The organism is Microterricola gilva, assembly GCF_004217495.1.
In the GTDB taxonomy this organism is placed as follows: Bacteria; Actinomycetota; Actinomycetes; order Actinomycetales; family Microbacteriaceae; genus Microterricola; species Microterricola gilva.
Genome location: NZ_SHLC01000001.1, coordinates 214,048 through 231,989, shown reverse-complemented (window position 1 = coordinate 231,989; position 17,942 = coordinate 214,048). Strand labels below are relative to the sequence as shown.

The 17,942-nt window shown below is 69.7% G+C and carries 13 protein-coding genes; 7 read left to right on the top strand and 6 right to left on the bottom strand.

The annotated features are described in order from the left end of the window. Positions 1–124 precede the first annotated feature (124 nt). Complete coding sequence (locus EV379_RS00970; protein WP_130504507.1) at positions 125–1,627, top strand: GH1 family beta-glucosidase; 1,503 nt, start codon at positions 125–127, stop codon at positions 1,625–1,627. A 69-nt stretch (positions 1,628–1,696) separates the two neighbouring features. After that, positions 1,697–3,838, top strand: coding sequence for an APC family permease (locus tag EV379_RS00965; protein ID WP_130504506.1), 2,142 nt, complete (start codon positions 1,697–1,699; stop codon positions 3,836–3,838). Positions 3,839–4,294: 456 nt separating this feature from the next. Here the strand turns inward: EV379_RS00965 and EV379_RS00960 are convergent, their stop codons facing one another. Then, positions 4,295–5,365: an NAD(P)-binding domain-containing protein gene (locus EV379_RS00960; RefSeq protein ID WP_130504505.1), complete on the bottom strand. Its 1,071-nt coding sequence runs from the start codon at positions 5,363–5,365 to the stop codon at positions 4,295–4,297. 147 nt (positions 5,366–5,512) lie between these two features. Here EV379_RS00960 and EV379_RS00955 point away from each other — a divergent pair, with 147 nt between their 5' ends. Continuing rightward, the gene (locus EV379_RS00955) at positions 5,513–5,737 is read left to right on the top strand and encodes a DUF3073 domain-containing protein (protein WP_130504504.1); all 225 of its coding nucleotides are present in this window, start codon (positions 5,513–5,515) and stop codon (positions 5,735–5,737) included. Positions 5,738–6,044: 307 nt separating this feature from the next. Here EV379_RS00955 and purM read toward each other — a convergent pair whose 3' ends face one another. Then, complete coding sequence (purM, locus tag EV379_RS00950) at positions 6,045–7,148, bottom strand: phosphoribosylformylglycinamidine cyclo-ligase (protein WP_130504503.1); 1,104 nt, start codon at positions 7,146–7,148, stop codon at positions 6,045–6,047. 122 nt (positions 7,149–7,270) lie between these two features. Between purM and EV379_RS00945 the strand changes: the two genes are divergently transcribed. Then, positions 7,271–7,999: a zinc-binding alcohol dehydrogenase gene (locus tag EV379_RS00945; RefSeq protein ID WP_130504502.1), complete on the top strand. Its 729-nt coding sequence runs from the start codon at positions 7,271–7,273 to the stop codon at positions 7,997–7,999. 80 nt (positions 8,000–8,079) lie between these two features. Here EV379_RS00945 and purF read toward each other — a convergent pair whose 3' ends face one another. From purF to EV379_RS00930, 3 genes are all read right to left on the bottom strand, one after another. Then, positions 8,080–9,639, bottom strand: coding sequence for an amidophosphoribosyltransferase (purF, locus tag EV379_RS00940; protein WP_130504501.1), 1,560 nt, complete (start codon positions 9,637–9,639; stop codon positions 8,080–8,082). 11 nt (positions 9,640–9,650) lie between these two features. After that, complete coding sequence (locus tag EV379_RS00935; RefSeq protein ID WP_242616178.1) at positions 9,651–10,001, bottom strand: hypothetical protein; 351 nt, start codon at positions 9,999–10,001, stop codon at positions 9,651–9,653. A gap of 167 nt (positions 10,002–10,168) precedes the next feature. Continuing rightward, positions 10,169–13,981, bottom strand: coding sequence for an HtaA domain-containing protein (locus tag EV379_RS00930; RefSeq protein WP_130504500.1), 3,813 nt, complete (start codon positions 13,979–13,981; stop codon positions 10,169–10,171). 162 nt (positions 13,982–14,143) lie between these two features. Between EV379_RS00930 and EV379_RS00925 the strand changes: the two genes are divergently transcribed. The 3 genes from EV379_RS00925 to EV379_RS00915 are packed head-to-tail and all read left to right on the top strand — an operon-like array spanning position 14,144 to position 17,279. Next, positions 14,144–15,295, top strand: a complete 1,152-nt coding sequence (locus EV379_RS00925; protein WP_130504499.1) for a heme/hemin ABC transporter substrate-binding protein — start codon at positions 14,144–14,146, stop codon at positions 15,293–15,295. Then, positions 15,295–16,443: a FecCD family ABC transporter permease gene (locus EV379_RS00920; RefSeq protein WP_130504498.1), complete on the top strand. Its 1,149-nt coding sequence runs from the start codon at positions 15,295–15,297 to the stop codon at positions 16,441–16,443. Before EV379_RS00925 ends, EV379_RS00920 begins: the two co-directional genes overlap by 1 nt. Continuing rightward, a complete protein-coding gene (locus EV379_RS00915) occupies positions 16,440–17,279 on the top strand; it encodes a heme ABC transporter ATP-binding protein (protein ID WP_130504497.1) in 840 nt (279 codons plus the stop codon). The genes EV379_RS00920 and EV379_RS00915 overlap by 4 nt, the downstream gene beginning before the upstream one ends. A gap of 168 nt (positions 17,280–17,447) precedes the next feature. Here EV379_RS00915 and EV379_RS00910 read toward each other — a convergent pair whose 3' ends face one another. Next, entirely contained in the window at positions 17,448–17,807 is a 360-nt protein-coding gene (locus EV379_RS00910) for a sterol carrier family protein (RefSeq protein WP_130504496.1), read from the bottom strand. Between the last annotated feature and the right edge of the window lie 135 nt (positions 17,808–17,942).

The window sequence follows — 17,942 nt, the reverse complement described above, 5'->3', positions numbered from 1 at the left end:
CGCCGCGGGCGCCTGTGGTTCACGGGCGCCCGGTCCAAGGCTGAGGCCCGGGGCCGCGCACGAATTCCGAGGCAATCTGCGGATGACGGTGTACGAAACGCGCCCGCTGGCGAACAATGGGCTCATGAGCACGATCTCTGGCGACGAGCGCCGTGCGGATGCGGCCGCATCATCGGCAGCCGCGAGGACGCGCGCAGCCGGCGCGGGCGCCGCGGCATCCGCCCGCCCGTTCCCGCCCGGATTCCTCTTCGGCGCGGCGACGGCCGCCTACCAGATCGAGGGCGCCGCCCACCGGGACGGCCGCACCGACTCGATCTGGGACGCGTTCTGCCGCGTTCCTGGCGCCGTGATCAACGGCGACTCCGGCGAGACCGCCTGTGAACACTACGACCGCTATCGCGACGACGTGGCCCTGATGAAAGACCTCGGGCTGCAGACCTACCGCTTCTCCAGCTCGTGGGCACGGGTGCGACCGGACGGCGGCGCCGTGAACCCGCTGGGCGTCGACTTCTACTCGCGGCTGACCGACGAGCTGCTCGGCGCCGGCATCCGTCCATGGCTCACGCTCTACCACTGGGACCTGCCGCAGGCGCTCGAAGAGGATGGCGGGTGGACGAACCGCGACACCGCGTACCGCTTCCGCGACTACGCGCTCAGCATGCACGATGCCCTGGGCGACAGGGTGCCGGTGTGGACGACGCTCAACGAGCCGTGGTGCTCCAGCTTCCTCAGCTACACCGCCGGCGCCCACGCCCCCGGCAGACAGAGCGCGGAGCTGGGCCTCGCCGCCGCCCACCATCTGCTGCTCGCACACGGCCTCGCGATCGAGGCGCTGCGGGAGCGCGACGCCGCCCTCGAGCTCGGCATCACACTCAATCTCACGGTGGCCAAGCCGGTCGACCCGGCGAGCGCCGGCGATCTCGACGCCGCCCGCCGCATCGACGCCCAGTTCAACCGGGTCTTCCTCGACCCCGTCTTCCGCGGCAGCTACCCGGAGGACTTCCTCGAGGACGTCACCGGGCTCGGCCTGGAGAAGTACGTCAAGGACGGCGACCTCGCCCAGATCGCACAGCCGATCGACTCGCTCGGCGTCAACTACTACCACGGCGAGTTCGTCAGCGACCGGCCGGCCGCGCACCCGCTCGTCGGCGATGCCCCGACGACGAGGCAGACCCGCTCGCCGTTCCCCGCCGCCGACGGCGTCTTCAACCACCCGCAGGGGCTGCCGCTCACCGCCATGGACTGGGAGGTGCAGCCGGACGGCCTGCGCGAACTCCTCGTCGAGGTCGAGGCGGAGTACAGCGGCCCCGCCCGCGTCAAGCTCTACGTCACCGAGAACGGTGCGGCCTACGACGACACGGTGGCGGATGACGGCACCGTGCCCGACCCGGAGCGCACCGCGTTCCTGCGCGAGCACCTCGGCGCCGTGCTCGACGCCATCGACGACGGCGTCGACGTGCACGGCTACTTCTACTGGTCGCTGCTCGACAACTTCGAGTGGGCGTGGGGTTACGAGAAGCGCTTCGGGATCGTGCGCGTCGACTACGAGACCCAGCAGCGCACCGTGAAACAGAGCGGTCTGGAGTACCGCCGGATCATCGCCGCGAGGGCATTGGGGGCCGCGTGAACATGCCGGGTGTTAGGAAACCGTTAGGGGCCGCCGTACGCGGCATTCTCGGGCGTAGGCTCTCCAGCCGTGACAAACGACACGCCTGAGGCACCGGCCGAGCTGCGCTCAGCAAAACACTGGATTATCGGGGGACCGCTGCCCAGCGAGAAGCTCGAGGGGCAGCTGCTGCCCAAGCACCTCGCCCTCCCGATTTTCGCGAGCGACCCGCTCTCCTCCGTGGCGTATGCCCCACAGGAGTTGCTGATGATCCTGATGATCGGCGGGCTCGCGTTCCTCAGCTTCGCCCCGTGGGTGGCTCTGGCCGTGATCGTGCTGCTCGTCACCGTCGTCGCGAGCTACCGGCAGCTGATCAAGGCCTACCCCTCCGGCGGCGGCGACTACGAGGTGGCGCACCGCAACCTCGGCGAGAAGGCCGGTCTCGTCGTGGCATCCGCCCTGCTCGTCGACTACGTGATGACGGTCGTCGTCTCGGTCGCTTCCGGCGTCGACAACATCATCTCGGCCATTCCGGAGCTGAACCCCTTCCGGGTCGAGCTCGCGATCGTCTTCGTCATCATCCTCGCCGCGATCAACCTGCGCGGGGTCAGCGAGTCGAGCAAGGCCTTCGCGATTCCGACGTACCTCTTCATCAGCAGCGTCGCGCTCATGATCGTCACCGGCCTCGTGCGCACCATCTTCGGCGACGCACCGGTGGCCGAGTCGGCGGCATACGGAGTGCAGGCCGAGCAGTTGACGCAGGCCGCCGTCATCCTGCTACTTCTTCGTTCCTTCGCCAGCGGATGCAGCGCGCTCACCGGCGTCGAGGCGATCTCGAACGGGGTGCCGGCCTTCCGGCTGCCGAAGGTCAAGAACGCCCAGCGCACCCTGGTGCTGATGGGCGGCATCGCCATCGTGCTGTTCGCCGGACTCACCGCGCTGGCGCTGATCTCGCAGGTGCACTACGCCGAAGACGCCTGCCACCTGATCGGCTTCGCCGACTGCGAGACGCAACCGCAGCGCAGCCTGATCGCCCAGGTGGCCGCCGCCACCTTCGGCAACAACTCGATCCTGTTCTTCGTGATCCAGGCGGCGACAGCGCTCGTGCTGTTGCTCGCGGCCAACACCGCGTTCAACGGCTTCCCGCTTCTCGGATCCGTGCTCGCCAAGGACGGCTACGCACCGAAGTCGCTGAGCACGCGCGGCGACCGCCTGATCTACTCGAACGGCGTGCTGCTGCTCGCGCTGGCCGCCGTACTGATCCTCGCCGTGTTCCAGGCCAACCTCACCGTGTTGATCCAGCTCTACATCATCGGTGTCTTCGTCTCCTTCACGCTCGGCCAGACCGGCATGGTCGTGCACTGGCTACGCGAGCTGAAGAAGCCGGGCTCCGACCGTGGAGCCATCTGGCGGGGTCTCACCATCAACGCGATCGGCGCGGCCATGACGGCCGTCGTTCTGCTGGTCGTCACGATCACGAAGTTCACCCACGGCGCCTGGCTCGTCTTCCTGATGATGCCGATCCTGTTCCTGTTGATGCTCGGCGTGAACCGGTACTACCGCGATGTCGCGAAGGAGATCGAGGTCGATCCGGTCACGACCTTCGGTTCACAGGGCGACCACGCCATCGTGCTCGTCGGCAACATGCAGAAGCCGGTGCTCAAGGCCCTCGACTACGCCATCGCGGCCCGCCACGAATCGCTGGAAGCCGTGCACGTGTCGCTCGACGACGCGCAGACGAAGCAGCTGAAGAAGGACTGGGTGCGCATGAACATCCAGGTGCCGCTGCGTGTGCTGAGCTCGCCATACCGCGACCTCAGCCACCCGCTGATCCAGTACGTGAAGTCGCGTCGCGAGGAGCACGGCTCCGAGGTGACCACCATCTACATGCCGCAGTACATCGTCGGGCACTGGTGGGAGGGCCTGCTGCACAACCACAAGGCCCGCCGCGTGCGCCAGAAGCTGATGCTGGTCCACGGTGTGACGATCGCGCTCGTGCCCTGGCTGCTGGACTCCAGCGAGCTGATCTACGGACGCCGCTCGCGCCCCGTGCCCGGCCAGGACCGCCGCGGCGAGCCGGTGCGCCCGGTGCCGCGCAAGCCGATCGCACCCGCGACGGTGGCCGACGGGCGGCCGCAGCCGCGCGCGGGCTCGACGGCCACGGCCGTGCAACCGGGCACGGCACCGACCACCTCGCGTCCATCGGCGTCACGCCGCAAGAAGCGCAAGTAGTTTAGGCGCGAAGCGCCGAAACCACTTGCGAAAGGCGGCGGCCCCAACTTAGGCAACCTCGACAACCGTCACCGATGCCTGTGCGGTTTCGGGCAGCAAATCAGGCAGCACGGCGGGCGTTCGCAGCAATCCCTGCGGGTACGGCGACGGGAAGTGCGGCGCGGGCCGAATTGCCTGAGTTGCCAACGGGACCAGTGGTGCTTCGACCAGCTCAACGCGCGCGGCAGCTGTCTCCGCGGACACGCTCAGGGCTTCGCGTGTCAGCGCGACGCGAAGCGTCGCGAAAGGCGGCAGCCCTCACTCAGGCAACCTCGACGACCGTCACCGATGCTGGTGCGGTTTCGCGTGCGGTTTCCGCGGCAGATGCTTCCGCGCACGCGCTCAGGGCTTCGCCAAGGCAAACTCAGAAGCCGCAACCGCTGCTGGTCGGGTTCCGACAGGCTCAAACTGCGCGGGCTAGAGCAGCGCCATGATCTGGCGGGCGATCGTGCGCCCCGCCCTGCTCGCCCCGATGGTGGATGCCTGCGGCCCGTAGCCGGCGAGGAAGATGCGCGGGTCGGTCCACGACGCACCGGAGGCCACCGTGACACCGCCTGCCTGCTCGCGCAGCTTGAGCGGGGCGAGGTGGCGCAGTTCCGGACGGAAGCCCGTCGCCCAGATGATGGCATCCGCGGGAGCGAAGCTGCCGTCGGCCCAGCGGGCACCGTCGGCCTCGAGCCTGGCGAACATCGGCTTGGCCACGAGGAGCCCCCGGTTGATGCCGGCGGCGATGCGGCGGGTCTTCGGCACTCCGGTCCCGCTCACGATGCTCGGCAGCGCCTGGCCCGCTCGCGCCGCCTTGTCTTGCTGGGCGACAGCGGCGGTCGCATCCTCGACGTCGAGCTGTTCGCCGTCGAGCCAGTCGATCGGGCGGCGTGCCACCCAGGTGAGGCCGGATGCGATGCCCTCCAGCTCGAGCATGAAGCCGATCGCCGAGGTGCCACCGCCGACCACGATCACGTTCTTGTCGCGGAACTCCTCGGCGGAGACGAAGTCGGCCGTGTGCAGGTGCCGCCCGGCGAAGCCGGGCGTTCCAGGGTAGTGCGGGATGAACGGAGCGCCCCACGTGCCCGTCGCGTTCACGACGAAACGGGTCTCGATCGCGCCGCGGTCGGTCTGCACCAACAGGTCGGCGCCGCGGTTGGCGACGGAGCGCACGGTGACCGGGCGCTCGACGCCGAGCTCGAAGTGCTGCTCGTAGCGCCGGTAGTAGTCACCGACGACCTCGCGGGCAGGCACGTCCCGCTCCGCGGTGTCGAAGCTCAGACCGAGTTCGGCCATGCCGGGCAGATCGTGCACGCGATGGGCGGAGCCGAGCCGCAGACTCTGCCACCGGTGCTGCCAGGCGCCGCCGGCATCCGGGCCCCGATCGAGCACGACGAAGTCCTGTCCGGCCACGAGTTCGAAGCGCCTCAGATAGTAGGCGACCGCGAGTCCAGCCTGCCCGGCGCCGATGACGACGACCGGTACAAAACGGTCGGAATCCATCACACCTCATCTCAGATCTGGGCCTGCGAAGCAGCCACCGGCACAGCGCACCCTACATGCTAAACTGGCGGTTAGTTTTCATACTTTTTATCGGTAAATCCCGGGTGCATCATCGGCACCCGGCCTGTCATCGTAAGGGGGTCTCGCATGGGGCGCGGCCGTCAAAAAGCAAAGCACACCAAGGTTGCCCGTGAGCTGAAGTATTTCAGCCCCGACACCAACTATGGTGCACTCGAGCGCGAACTCACCCACAGCGGCGATGTTCGCGCCGGTGAGGACCGTCTCGACGAGGATCTCGCCAAGTGGCCTGAGTACGAGTCCACGCAGTACGAGGACACCTACGCCACCGAGGACGAGCAGAAGCGCGCCTAGCGTTCATTCTGATTCGGATGCCGTGAGCTCAGCGTTTCGACGCTGAGCTCACGGCTTTTCGTGCGCGACGCGAAGCGTCGCGAAAGGCGGCAGCCCATTCTCAGGCAAACTCGACAACCGCCAGCGATGCTGGCGCGGCGCGCAGCGCCGCGAAAGGCGGCAGCCCTAACTCAGGCAAACTCGAGAACCGCCAGCGATGCTGGTGCGATCTAGACAACCTCAATGAGACCCGGTTTCGCGCGACAAACCGGGTCTCGATACGGCCCTGGCGGGCCTACTCGACCGACGGATCAGGGGCGAGCGGGAGCTAGCTCGCGTAGCTGCCGACGAGGCGCACGGCGCCGCCGTCGACGCCCTTTGCACCCTGCTCGAAACCGGTGAAGTCGCGGGGGGCGGTCGAGACGCGACCGGCGACCCAGGAGTGGATACCCTCGGCCTCGAGCTTGGCGACGACGCTCGACGCGGCATCCGCTGCCACGACGGCGAACATGCCGATGCCGAGGTTCCAGGTGCCCTCCGCGCTCTCGAGGCTGGTGCCGGCGAGGTCGCTGAGCACGCGGAAGACGCTGTTAGGCGACCAGCTGGCGCGGTCGAGCTCGACCCAGGAGCCGACGGGCAGCACGCGCGCGAGGTTCGCCGCGATGCCACCGCCGGTGACGTGGCTGAGCGAGTGCACGCTGCCGCCGACCGCGGGGTCTTCGAGCAGACGCACGAGCGGGCCGGTGTAGAGGCGGGTCGGCTCGAGCAGCACCTCGCCGACGACGCCGCCGAACTCGTTGGAGTGGTCGGTGTAGCCGATGTTGTTGCTGGAGAGGATGTGACGCACCAGGGAGAAGCCGTTGGAGTGGATGCCGGAGGAGGCCATCGCCACGACAACGTCGCCGTGCTGCACGCGCTCGGCTCCGAGCACGGCGTCGCCCTCGACGACACCGACGGCCGCACCGGCCACGTCGTAGTCATCGACACCGAGCAGACCGGGGTGTTCGGCGGTCTCGCCGCCGACGAGGGCGGTGCCCGTCTCGGAGCAGGCCTTAGCGATGCCCTCGACGATGGAGGCGATGCGCGCGGGAACGACCTTGCCGCACGCGATGTAGTCGGTCATGAAGATGGGCTTTGCGCCCACGACGATGATGTCGTCGACGACCATGCCGACGAGGTCCTGGCCGATGGTGTCGTGCTTGTCGAGGGCCTGCGCGATGGCGACCTTGGTGCCGACGCCGTCGGTCGACGTCGCCAGCAGCGGGCGCTTGTAGGCCGTCAGGAAGGACACGTCGAAGAGGCCGGCGAAACCGCCGACACCCCCCAGAACGTTGGGGCCGTGCGTCTTGGAGACGGCCGCCTTCATGAGTTCGACCGCGAGGTCACCGGCTACTGTGTCGACGCCTGCAGCGGCGTAAGAATTCTCGGTCACCCTAATAGGGTACCGGGCCGCGAACGGCTGCCAGACTCCCCGGCGGCGCACGCCGCTCCGATGGCGAATATTTCTCGAAAACTCCCGGTCCGCGCTACCGGGCCGAGGGATACACTGGCGCTATGTGGGGCTCCGGCGCAGCATGGTGGTCGGTTCGCGAGGATGCGAGTCGTCAGGTGCTGCTCGCCCTCTACCTTCGTGACCGCCTCGGTATCGAGGCCCCGGTAGAGCTCCCACGACTGCTCGGCGTGAACGGCGTTCCGGATGCCGCGGCGCTCCGTGAGCTGCGGCACTCGCAGCACCACCTCATGCCGAGGCACGGAGGCCAGCACCGCCAGGGCGACGGTCAGCCTGAGCCGGTGACCGCCCCGCTGCCATTCGAGCTGATGCCGGAACCGCAGCGCAGCGCACTCGAGACGCAGTGGCTGGCGTGGTGGCGCAGCGCCGTCGAACCGGAGCGCAACACCTCGCCCGTTCCGCTCGACCTGGTGCCGGCGTTCGGCGATCTGATCGCCCTGCCCGAGAGCGGGGCCGAGCTGTTGATCGAGATGATCACACCGTTTGCCGACCCGGCGGTTGCCTGGTCGGATGCCGCCGCGCGCCGGTTCAGCGAGTACCAGCACGAGCCGCGCGGCTCGCTGAAGCTCGGCTACGCCGGCCTGATCGCCGAGAACGAACGGGAGCACGGCCGGCGGGCGCGCGTGTTCGAGCTCACCGTGCAACTGCTGCCGCTTGCGGCATCCGGCGCGTGGTGGATCGGGCACACGACGATCGCGATGACCGACACGCTGCGGAGCGACCCGGCCGGCTTCGCCGACGCGCTGCGCCCGATCATCGCCGAGCTCGCCTGATCCCTGACACCGCACCAGCATCGCTTGCGGTTATCGAGGTTTCCTTGGGCTTTGCTACCGCCTTGAATAGCGCTGGCGCGTTATTCCTGTCGCCCCGGATCGCCGATCACGACGGGCATGTTCGTCTCGAGCACGCTCTCGAACTCGGCATCCGGCCCGGGGTCGCAGCCGTTGGAGGCGGCTGGGCGCTCGAGCAGGTTCTTGCCGAGGTGCTGCGACTCCGGCAGCGGAATCGGGTACTTGCCGGTGAAGCAGGCCGTGCACAGGCGCTCGCGCGGCTGCTCGGTGGCCTCGATCATGCCGTCTTCCGAGAGGTAGCCGAGCGAGTCGGCACCGATCGACTGGCGGACCTCGTCGATCGCGAGGCCGGTGGCGACGAGCTCGGCCCGGGTGGCGAAGTCGATGCCGTAGAAGCAGGGCCACGTGATGGGCGGGCTCGAGATGCGAACGTGCACCTCGGCGGCGCCGGCCTCGCGCAGCATCGACACGAGGGCGCGCTGCGTGTTGCCGCGCACGATCGAGTCGTCGACGACGATCAGGCGCTTGCCCTTGATGACCTCTTTGAGCGGGTTCAGCTTGAGCTTGATACCGCGCTGGCGGATGGTCTGCGACGGCTGGATGAACGTACGGCCGACGTAGGAGTTCTTGACGAGGCCCTGGCCGAACGGGATGCCGCTGGCCTGGGCGTAGCCGATGGCGGCCGGGGTTCCGGACTCCGGGGTCGGGATGACGAGGTCGGCCTCGACGGCGTGCTCCGCCGCGAGACGACGGCCCATCTCGACGCGCGCCTCGTGCACACCGCGACCGGCGATCGTGGTGTCTGGACGGGCCAGGTAGACGTACTCGAAGACGCAACCGGCCGGCTTGGACTCGGCGAAGCGCTGCGTGCGCAGGCCGTCTTCGTCGATCGTGATGAGCTCACCCGGCTCGACCTCGCGGACGAAGGCGGCACCGACGATGTCGAGTGCCGCGGTCTCGGATGCCACAACCCAGCCGCGGTCGAGGCGACCGAGCACCAGCGGGCGGACGCCCTGCGGGTCACGGGCGGCGTAGAGGGTGTGCTCGTCCATGAAGACGAGGCAGTAGGCGCCGCGGAGGCGGGGCAGCACCTCGAGGGCGGTCTGCTCGAGCGTGTGCTCGCGGTCACCCGTCAGCAGCGCCGTGACGACGGCGGTGTCGGTGGTGTTGCCACGACGGAGTTCGCCGTCGGTCTCCGGGTAGCGCTCGTGCACGAGCTCGAGCAGCTCGGCCGTGTTGGTGAGGTTGCCGTTGTGCCCGAGGGCCACGGTGCCGGTGGAGGTGCGTCCGAGCGTCGGCTGCGCGTTCTGCCAGCTCGAGGCACCGGTGGTCGAGTAGCGCGTGTGGCCGACGGCGATGTGGCCGGTCAGCGTGTTGAGCGCGGTCTCGTTGAAGACCTGCGACACAAGGCCCATGTCCTTGTAGATGAGGATCTTGTCGCCGTCGCTCGTTGCGATGCCGGCAGACTCCTGGCCGCGGTGCTGCAGCGCATAGAGGCCGAAGTAGCTGAGCTTGGCGACCTCTTCGCCCGGTGCCCAGACCCCGAAGACGCCACAGGCGTCCTGCGGCCCCTTCTCGCCCTGAAGAAGATCGTGATTGAGAAGTCCGTCGCCTCTGGCCAAGCCGAGACCCCTTACTGTGAGTTGTCGCTCGAATGCGCGTCAATTCTATCCGCCACAACGGTGACGGCTCGACGCGCGGCGCGACGGTCGATGATCAGGGCGACGAGCGCGCCGAGTCCGAGGCCGATCGCGCCCAGGAACAGCAGCAGGAAGCCGAACACCTGACCGCGGTCGTAGTCCTCGTTCTCGGGGAAGATCAGGGTGAGGATCAGGGCCGCGACGATTCCGACGCCGGCGCCGAGCGCGAGGAAGCGCATGTAGCGCGGCGAACGGCGCACCGTCAGCGTCTCGTGTGCGACGACGGTCTCCACCGGCTCGCCGGGGGTGTGCGGTGCGGGGTCTGGTGCGGCGGTTTCACTCACCCCTCTATTCTCGCGCACCATCCTGAGTGCTCGACACGCAGCGTCGAGAAGGGCGGCAGCCTCAAGGCACCACGACAACCGCCATTGCTGCTCACAGCTTTCCGGCGCACAGACGAACAGGGCCCCCACCGTATTCGGTGGGGGCCCTGCGTCGTGGCATCGCCGTGTTACTCGGCCGAGGCGCCAGCCCCCGCTCGACGCCGCTTGACGAGCAGCACGACGATGACAGCTGCGGCGGCGGCGAGAGCCGCGGCCAGAATCCAGACGACCCAGTCGACGCCCTGCTCGGCGGTGTCCGCGCTGGTCGCAGTCGCCTCCGTGTCGCCGGCCCCGGTCTCGGCCGCAACGGCCTCCTCCGTCACGACGGCGCAGTCGGTGGTCGGCAGCGTGAAGCTGACCGGGTCGAGGGCGTCGCCGGCGGGGTAGGTGCCGAAGGCTGCCGCGCCGGCATCCGTCAGCTCGGCGGCGATGTCGGTGCCGGTGATGCCGTCGGCGGTCACCTGCAGGCTGCCATCGCCGAGGGCGAGGCTGCCGAAGCGCACGGCCTGGGCCGCGATCGGCTCACCCTGCTGGGTGGTGCCGGTCACATCGAGCACGAGGTAGCCCTCCGTGGCACTGACGAGCTCGATGCGCGGGTTCGCGATCGTGGTGTCGAGGGCGCCGTCGTGGCCGGTGAAGCGGATGCCGCCGGTGTAGTTCACGAGGCCGGAGCCGGTCTCGGCGTCGATGCTGCCCGAGCCGTCTGCCCAGTGGAACAGGCCGTCGGCCTCGGTGGTGCCGCCGGAGAGCTCCCAGCCGCCGCTGGCGATGCCGCTGCTGATGTAGGCGAGGAAGCTCGTCTTGAATCCCCAGTCGAGCGTTGCGCCGGAGACCGCGCACGAGCCGGCGACCGTGCGCTCGGGGATCGTGAGGACGACACCCTTGCTGATCGACCCCTGAACGGTCAGCGTGTGCTGGCCGGTGAGGGTGGCCGGAAGGGTTCCGCTCCAGCGCACGACGCCGTTGGCGTCGGCGGTGAGGTTCTGCGCCAGCACGGTCGGGGTCGAGTAGATCACGACGCGGATGCCGGTCTCGTTCGGCTCGAAGCCGTCGACCTCGAAGGAGATCTGGCCGCCGGCCTGGAGTCCGGCGAGCACGGCCGGGGCGAGCGTAATGCCCGTCGTGGCCGGCGGGGTCGCCGGGATGTCGCTCGCTGCCGCGGTGCGCACGGATGCCGTCGACACCGTTCCGGTCGAGCCGGCCGGCGCCGCAGCCGCGGCACCGATCGTGACGGTGAGCGGGTCCAGGCTCTGCCCCGCGGGGTAGTAGCCCTGGAACGCGCTCGATCCCGAAGCGGTCAGGGTGACCGGAGCGCCGCTGAACACGGTGGCGCCGTTGAGCGTCGACCGTGAGGCCGCACCCAAGTCGACCGTGGCGAAGTCGACGCGGCCGCCGTTGACGGAGAGCGAGAGGCTCGCACTGGACGGACCGGTCACCGAAAGACTCGGGTTGGCGAAGGTCAGGTCGAGGATCCCGCCGTGGCCGGTGAAGCGCACGTTCCCGGAGTAATCGGCCGTTCCCGTTCCGCTGGCCTGGTTGAAGCTGCCACCGCTCTGGCCGAACTGGAAGACACCGCTCGCCGAGGTTGCACCACCGCTGACGCTGATCGAGCCCTTGGCGATGGGCCCGGTGACGTAGTTGCGGAAGACGCTTCCGACACCCCAGCTGAGCGATCCGCCCTGCACCGTCGGTGCGACGGGCGGCACGACCGCGCTCGTCACCGCGACGGTACTGGCCGGAGAGGTGCTCGCCGCGAAGCCGGCATCCGGGACGAAGCGCGCAGTCAGCGCGGCCTTCCCCACGGTGTGCAGCACCGCCTGCGCAGATGCGGCACCGCCGGAGAGGCGCACGGGGGAACCGGCTGGTGCGCCGTTGACGGCAAAGACGATGCTGCCCTGGGCGGTTGCCGGCGTGACAGCGGCAGTGAGTGCGACGGTGCTGCCGGCGACGACGGACGTCCGGTCAAGGCTCAGCGTCGTCGTGGTGGCCACGTCGCCCGGGGTGCTGGGGAACAGCGCACTCCACTGGCCGCCCGTCGGGGTGACGGCTGCACGGGCGTAGATCGTGTCGGCGGTCGGGGCGGTGTGGCCCTTCCAAACGATGACCTCGTACTGCTTGGTGCGGTCGAGGGCGGTCGTCGGGGCGACCAGGGTCTTGTCGAATGCGCCGCCGACGATGGCGCCTGGCGTCATCCAGAAGCCGAACGCTGCGTAGCCGCCCGATGCGTCGACGTTCGCCTCCGTGCCCTTCTCGATCAGGGCGGCGTATGCGCCGGTCGTCGTGCCGAAGCTCGAACCGACGACGCGCACGGTGAGCCCGGATTCCGCCGTTGCCGAGTCAACGGATGCCGCGATCGTCGGCGTGACGGCCTTCGGGGCGAAGGTGATCGGGGTGAACGTCTCGAACTGGGCCGCCTTCGCGCCGCTGCCCGAGTAGGTGTAGATGCCGTAGTTGCCCGTGCCGGGGTTCTTCGCGAACTCCTCGGTCACCGTCAACGTCGCCTTGAACGTGCCATCGGCCTTCAGCTCGATCGCACCTGCGTTCGCACCGCCGATCGTGGCCATGTCGGCGGCCGGAACGGCCCACTTCTGATCGGCGACGACACGGGCAGTCGACGGAGCCGTCTCGGACGGCTTCCACGCATCCGCGAAACGACCGAACACGACGTAGGAGCCGCCGAACTTGCCGGCCAGGGGCGGGCGAGTACCCGAGGTGCCGTCACCGGGAACGAAACCGGTGCCCGTCACCGTGACGGTCTCGCCGGCCGGGTTCAGACCCTCCGTCTTCGACACCGACACCGTCGGGGTGACGGCCTTCGGGGCGAAGGTGATCGGGGTGAACGTCTCGAACTGGGCCGCCTTCGCGCCGCTGCCCGAGTAGGTGTAGATGCCGTAGTTGCCCGTGCCGGGGTTCTTCGCGAACTCCTCGGTCACCGTCAACGTCGCCTTGAACGTGCCATCGGCCTTCAGCTCGATCGCACCTGCGTTCGCACCGCCGATCGTGGCCATGTCGGCGGCCGGAACGGCCCACTTCTGATCGGCGACGACACGGGCAGTCGACGGAGCCGTCTCGGACGGCTTCCACGCATCCGCGAAACGACCGAACACGACGTAGGAGCCGCCGAACTTGCCGGCCAGGGGCGGGCGAGTACCCGAGGTGCCGTCACCGGGAACGAAACCGGTGCCCGTCACCGTGACGGTCTCGCCGGCCGGGTTCAGACCCTCCGTCTTCGACACCGACACCGTCGGGGCGACGGCGGGCGGGAACAGCGCGTCCCACTGCTCGGTCGTCGGCGCGACGTCGGCGCGGGCGTAGATCGTGTCGGCGTTGGGGGCCGAGTGGCCCTGCCACACGATGACCTCGTACAGCTTGGTGCGGTCGAGGGCAGTGGTCGCGGCGACGAGAGACTTGTCGAACGCGCCGTCTACGATGGCGCCCGGCGTCATCCAGTAGCCGAAGGCGGTGTAGCCGCCTGAGGCGCCGACGGCGGCCTCCGTGCCCTTCTCGATCAGCGCACCGTATGCACCTGTCGTCGCGCCGAATCCGGTTCCGACGACGCGGACGGAGAGCCCAGCCTCCTCGGATGCCGAGTCCACCGTGACCGCGAGCGCAGCGGCGCCGGCGACGAGCGGTGCTGCGGCCGGCGGTGCGGCCTCGGGGGCCGGAGCGACCGTTGCTTGTTCCGGCGCGCCCGCGGCGGGCTCCCCGGCTGCGTCATCCGCCGCCGGCTCGTCCGCTGCGTCGGCCGGGGCTGTGTCGGCGGGCGCGGCCTCGTCGACCGGCGTCCGCTCAGGCTGCTCGAGGGGCTCGACAACGGGCGGCGCCTCGCTGGCGAACGCGGGCGCGGCGGTGGCCAGCGGAGCGCCGAGCGCCAGGAGCGCGATCGTGAGAGTGGCTATCCATCTCTGTGGGCGGGCACGGTGCTGCTGCAGTGTCTTCACGACGCGGCTTCTCCAGGCAAGAAGGAGCCCACGCGGGAACGGTCATCGTTCACGTGGGCTGGATTGGGATTTGACGCCACAGCATGGTTAGCTAAGGCTTACCTAACCGTTGCAGATTCACAGCGAACTGTCAATTCTTAGCTTAGGCTATCCTTACTAATCATGATCTCTTCTGCTCCCCGCTCCCCCTTGCGCCGCGCACTGCGGGCCGGAGCTCCCCTGGCTTTGGCCGCCGCGCTGCTCGCCCTGACAGGCTGTGCCGGCACCACGGTCGCGGCGGAACCGCAGCGGGAGTGCGTGGCATCCGAGGTCCCCCTCGCTGAGCTGGACGTGCTGGATGCGCCGCGTGACTGGGTCGGCCCGTCAACGGCCTGCCTGGCCGACGCCGGCATCACGGCCATCGACGACGCGGCCGAGCCGCAGCTGCCCGTGACCGTCGTCGACGACAAGGGCACAGAGGTGACGGTGACCGACGCGTCGCGCATTCTCGCGCTCGACGTCTCGGGCTCGCTCGCCGCAACCGTCTTCGGCCTCGGCCTCGGCGAGCAGGTCGTTGGCCGCGACAGCTCCACCGGATTCGCCGAGGCGGCCGCACTGCCGGTCGTGACGATGGGCGGCCACCAGCTCTCCGCCGAGCCGATCCTCGAGCTTGCACCGACCGTGATCCTGACCGACACCACGCTCGGCCCGCCCGCCGTGCTCGCCCAGCTGCGCGATGCCGGCATCCCCGTCGTCATCACCACCTCCGAGCGCAGCATCGACACCATCGGCACCGTGATCGAACAGGTCGCGGCGGCCCTCGGCGTTCCGGATGCCGGCACCGAACTCACCGAGCGTGTGCATGCAGAGCTCACCGCCGTCACTGCCGACATCGAGGCCATCGCCCCCGCGGACACCGCCGACCGGCCGCGCATGCTCTTCCTCTACGTGCGTGGAAGCGCCGGCGTGTACTACCTCTTCGGCGAGGAGTCGGCCGCCGACGCCCTGATCACGAGCATCGGCGGCGTCGACGTCGCCGGCGAGATCGGCTGGCAGGGCATGCGCCCGGTCACCGCCGAGGCACTCGTCGAAGCCGCGCCCGACCTCGTGCTCGTGATGAGCAAGGGGCTGGAGTCGGTCAACGGCGTGGACGGCCTGCTCGAGAGCATCCCGGCCCTGGCGAGCACACCGGCCGGGGAGAACCGCCGCATCGTCGACATGAGCGACACCGAGATCCTGAGCTTCGGCCCGCGCACCCCGCAGGTGCTGGAGGCGCTGGCCCGCGCGGTCTACGCGCCGGAGCAGTCCGGCCCGCTCGCGGCGCAGGCCCAGTGATGGCGGACAGCACCACGGCGACGGCGACTCCTGACGCGGTTTCGACGAGCTCAACCGACGGGGCCCCGCCGATTGGGCCAACACCATCGCTGATTGAGCCTGTCGAAATCCGGCGGCTCCGCCGTCGGCGCACCGTGTTGTTCGGCACGCTCAGCGTCGCGCTCGTGCTGGTCTGCCTCATCTCGGCCGGCAGCGGCCAGCTGACGATCGCGCCGAGCGAGGTCGTCGGCTCCGTGCTGCGGGCGCTCGGCCTCGACGTTGGCCCGGCCGCCAATCCCACCGCCGATGTCGCGCTCTGGACGATCCGCTTCCCGCGCATCGTGCTCGCCCTGCTGATCGGTGCGGCCCTGGCGGCATCCGGAACCCTCATGCAGGCCGTGTTCTCGAACCCGCTGGCCGAGCCGAGCGTCGTCGGCGTCTCCTCCGGCGCGGCGCTCGGAGCGGCCACCGCCATCGTCTTCGGCTGGACCTTCCTCGGCGAGTGGAGCGTGGCCCTGGCCGCGTTCATCGCCGGCCTGGCGACGACCCTCTTCGTCTACTTCGCCAGCCGCACGCGCGGCAAGACCGAGGTCGTGACCCTTGTGCTCACGGGCATCGCGATCAATGCCTTCGCGGGTGCGGCGCTGGCCCTGCTCACCTTCCTCGGCGACAGCGCGTCGCGCGAGCAGATCATCTTCTGGCAGCTCGGCAGCCTGAACGGCGCGCGCTGGCAGCAGGTCGCGATCATTGCGCCGCTCGTGTTGATCGGCCTGATCGTCGCGTTCAGCCTGGCCCGCACCCTCGACCTGTTCTCGCTCGGCGAGCGTGGGGCACGCCACCTCGGGGTGAACGTCGAGCTCGTGCGCATCGTCGTGATCGTCGTCGTGGCGGTGCTGGTCTCCGCCGCCGTCGCCTTCGCCGGAATCATCGCCTTCGTCGGCCTCGTCGTTCCCCACCTCATGCGCATGGCGCTCGGCCCGGCCCACCGCCCGCTGCTGATCGCGAGCGTGCTGGGCGGCGCGCTGCTGATGGCCAGCGCCGACCTCGTCGCGCGCACCGCCGTCCCGATGGCCGATCTGCCGATCGGCATGCTCACCTCCCTCGTCGGCGGACCGTTCTTCTTCTGGCTGCTCCGCCGCACGCGCCGCCGCTCCGGAGGATGGGGATGAGCGCCACCGATTCACTGACCGGGGCGTCGGATGCCGCTGCGCCCGCCCTGCAGGGCCCCGCCGGCGCCGGTCCGAGCCTGGTCGCCGCCGGACTCACCGTCGCCATCGACGGCGCCCGGCTGCTCGACGGCGTCGACTTCGAGGCGCGCCCCGGCGAGCTGCACGCCCTGCTCGGCCCGAACGGTGCAGGCAAGTCCACGCTGCTCGGCGCCCTCGCCGGTGACGTCACGCCGACTGCCGGCACCGTGACCCTGGACGGGCGCCCGCTCGCCGCGTGGAAGCTGCGCGAGCTCGCCCGTGTGCGCGCGGTGCTGCTGCAGCAACACGAGGTGTTCTTCCCGTTCACCGTGCGCGAGGTCGTCGAGATGGGGCGAGCCCCGTGGCGCGGAACCGACGCGGAGGATGACGACGAGCGGATGATCGCCGAGGCGATGGCACTGACCGACGTCACGGCGCTCGCCTCCCGCGCGGTGCCGTCGCTCTCCGGCGGCGAGCGTGCCAGAGCCGCGCTCGCGCGCGTGCTGGCGCAGGGAGCGTCGACGCTGATGCTCGACGAGCCGACGGCCGCCCTCGACCTGAAGCACCAGGAGGACGTGATGCGCCTGGCCCGGGAGCGGGCGGCATCCGGCGACACCGTGATCGTCGTGCTGCACGACCTCAACGTGGCCGCAGCGTACGCCGACCGGGTCACGCTGCTGCAGCGTGGTCGCGTCGTCGCCAGCGGCAAGCCGCGCGCGGTGCTGACCGCCGAGCGCATCGGCACGGTCTACGGCCAGGACGTCGAGGTGCTCGAGCACCCGCGCACGGGGACACCGCTGATCCTGCCGCTCCGCTGACGCCCGTCGGCTCCGTCAGGAACTCAGGCAGCCTGCCGCATGATGCACCCGATCGGCCGGTTTCGGCGCCGGACCGCCCGTGCTGCCTGAGTTGCCAACGGTGGCTGGCGGCAGGTCCGGCAGACGGAGCCGGAGCCGGAGCCGGAGCCGGAGCCGGAGCCGGAGCAATTACAGCAGCGGGAGCTGCGCGGCGAGGTCGGCGCGCTGCCCGGAGGCGTGCACGGCGCCGGAGCCCAGCGCCTCGGCCCACGGCAGCTCGCCGGCGGCGAGCGCCAGCCAGGTGGCGGCATCTGTCTCGATCACGTTCGGCGGGGTGCCGCGGGTGTGCCGCGGCCCCTCGATGCACTGCACGGCGCCGAACGGCGGGACGCGCACCTCGAGGGTGTTGCCCGGAGCCAGCTCGGCAAGCAGCTGCAGGGTGTAGCGCACGGCCAGGGCCCGGATGTCGCGGCCGGCGCCCTCGGCATCCGCCCGCCAGGCGGCGACGGCCGCCCGCCCCTGTGCGTCATCGATGCGTGCCCGTGCCATGCCCACCACGCTACCCGCCCCGGGTTTCGACAACCTCAACCGACGGGGCAGGGTTTCGACAACCTCAACCAACGGGGCCCGGTTTCGACAAGCTCAACCGACGGAACGGGCTCAACCGACGGGGCGGGCTCAACC

Coding starts and splice junctions, on each gene's coding strand:
- EV379_RS00920 (WP_130504498.1), top strand. CDS start 15,295: ATGGCGGACAGCACCACGGCGACGGCGACTCCTGACGCGGTTTCGACG.
- EV379_RS00915 (WP_130504497.1), top strand. CDS start 16,440: ATGAGCGCCACCGATTCACTGACCGGGGCGTCGGATGCCGCTGCGCCC.
- EV379_RS00970 (WP_130504507.1), top strand. CDS start 125: ATGAGCACGATCTCTGGCGACGAGCGCCGTGCGGATGCGGCCGCATCA.
- EV379_RS00925 (WP_130504499.1), top strand. CDS start 14,144: ATGATCTCTTCTGCTCCCCGCTCCCCCTTGCGCCGCGCACTGCGGGCC.
- EV379_RS00910 (WP_130504496.1), bottom strand. CDS start 17,807: ATGGCACGGGCACGCATCGATGACGCACAGGGGCGGGCGGCCGTCGCC.
- EV379_RS00945 (WP_130504502.1), top strand. CDS start 7,271: ATGTGGGGCTCCGGCGCAGCATGGTGGTCGGTTCGCGAGGATGCGAGT.
- EV379_RS00960 (WP_130504505.1), bottom strand. CDS start 5,365: ATGGATTCCGACCGTTTTGTACCGGTCGTCGTCATCGGCGCCGGGCAG.
- EV379_RS00955 (WP_130504504.1), top strand. CDS start 5,513: ATGGGGCGCGGCCGTCAAAAAGCAAAGCACACCAAGGTTGCCCGTGAG.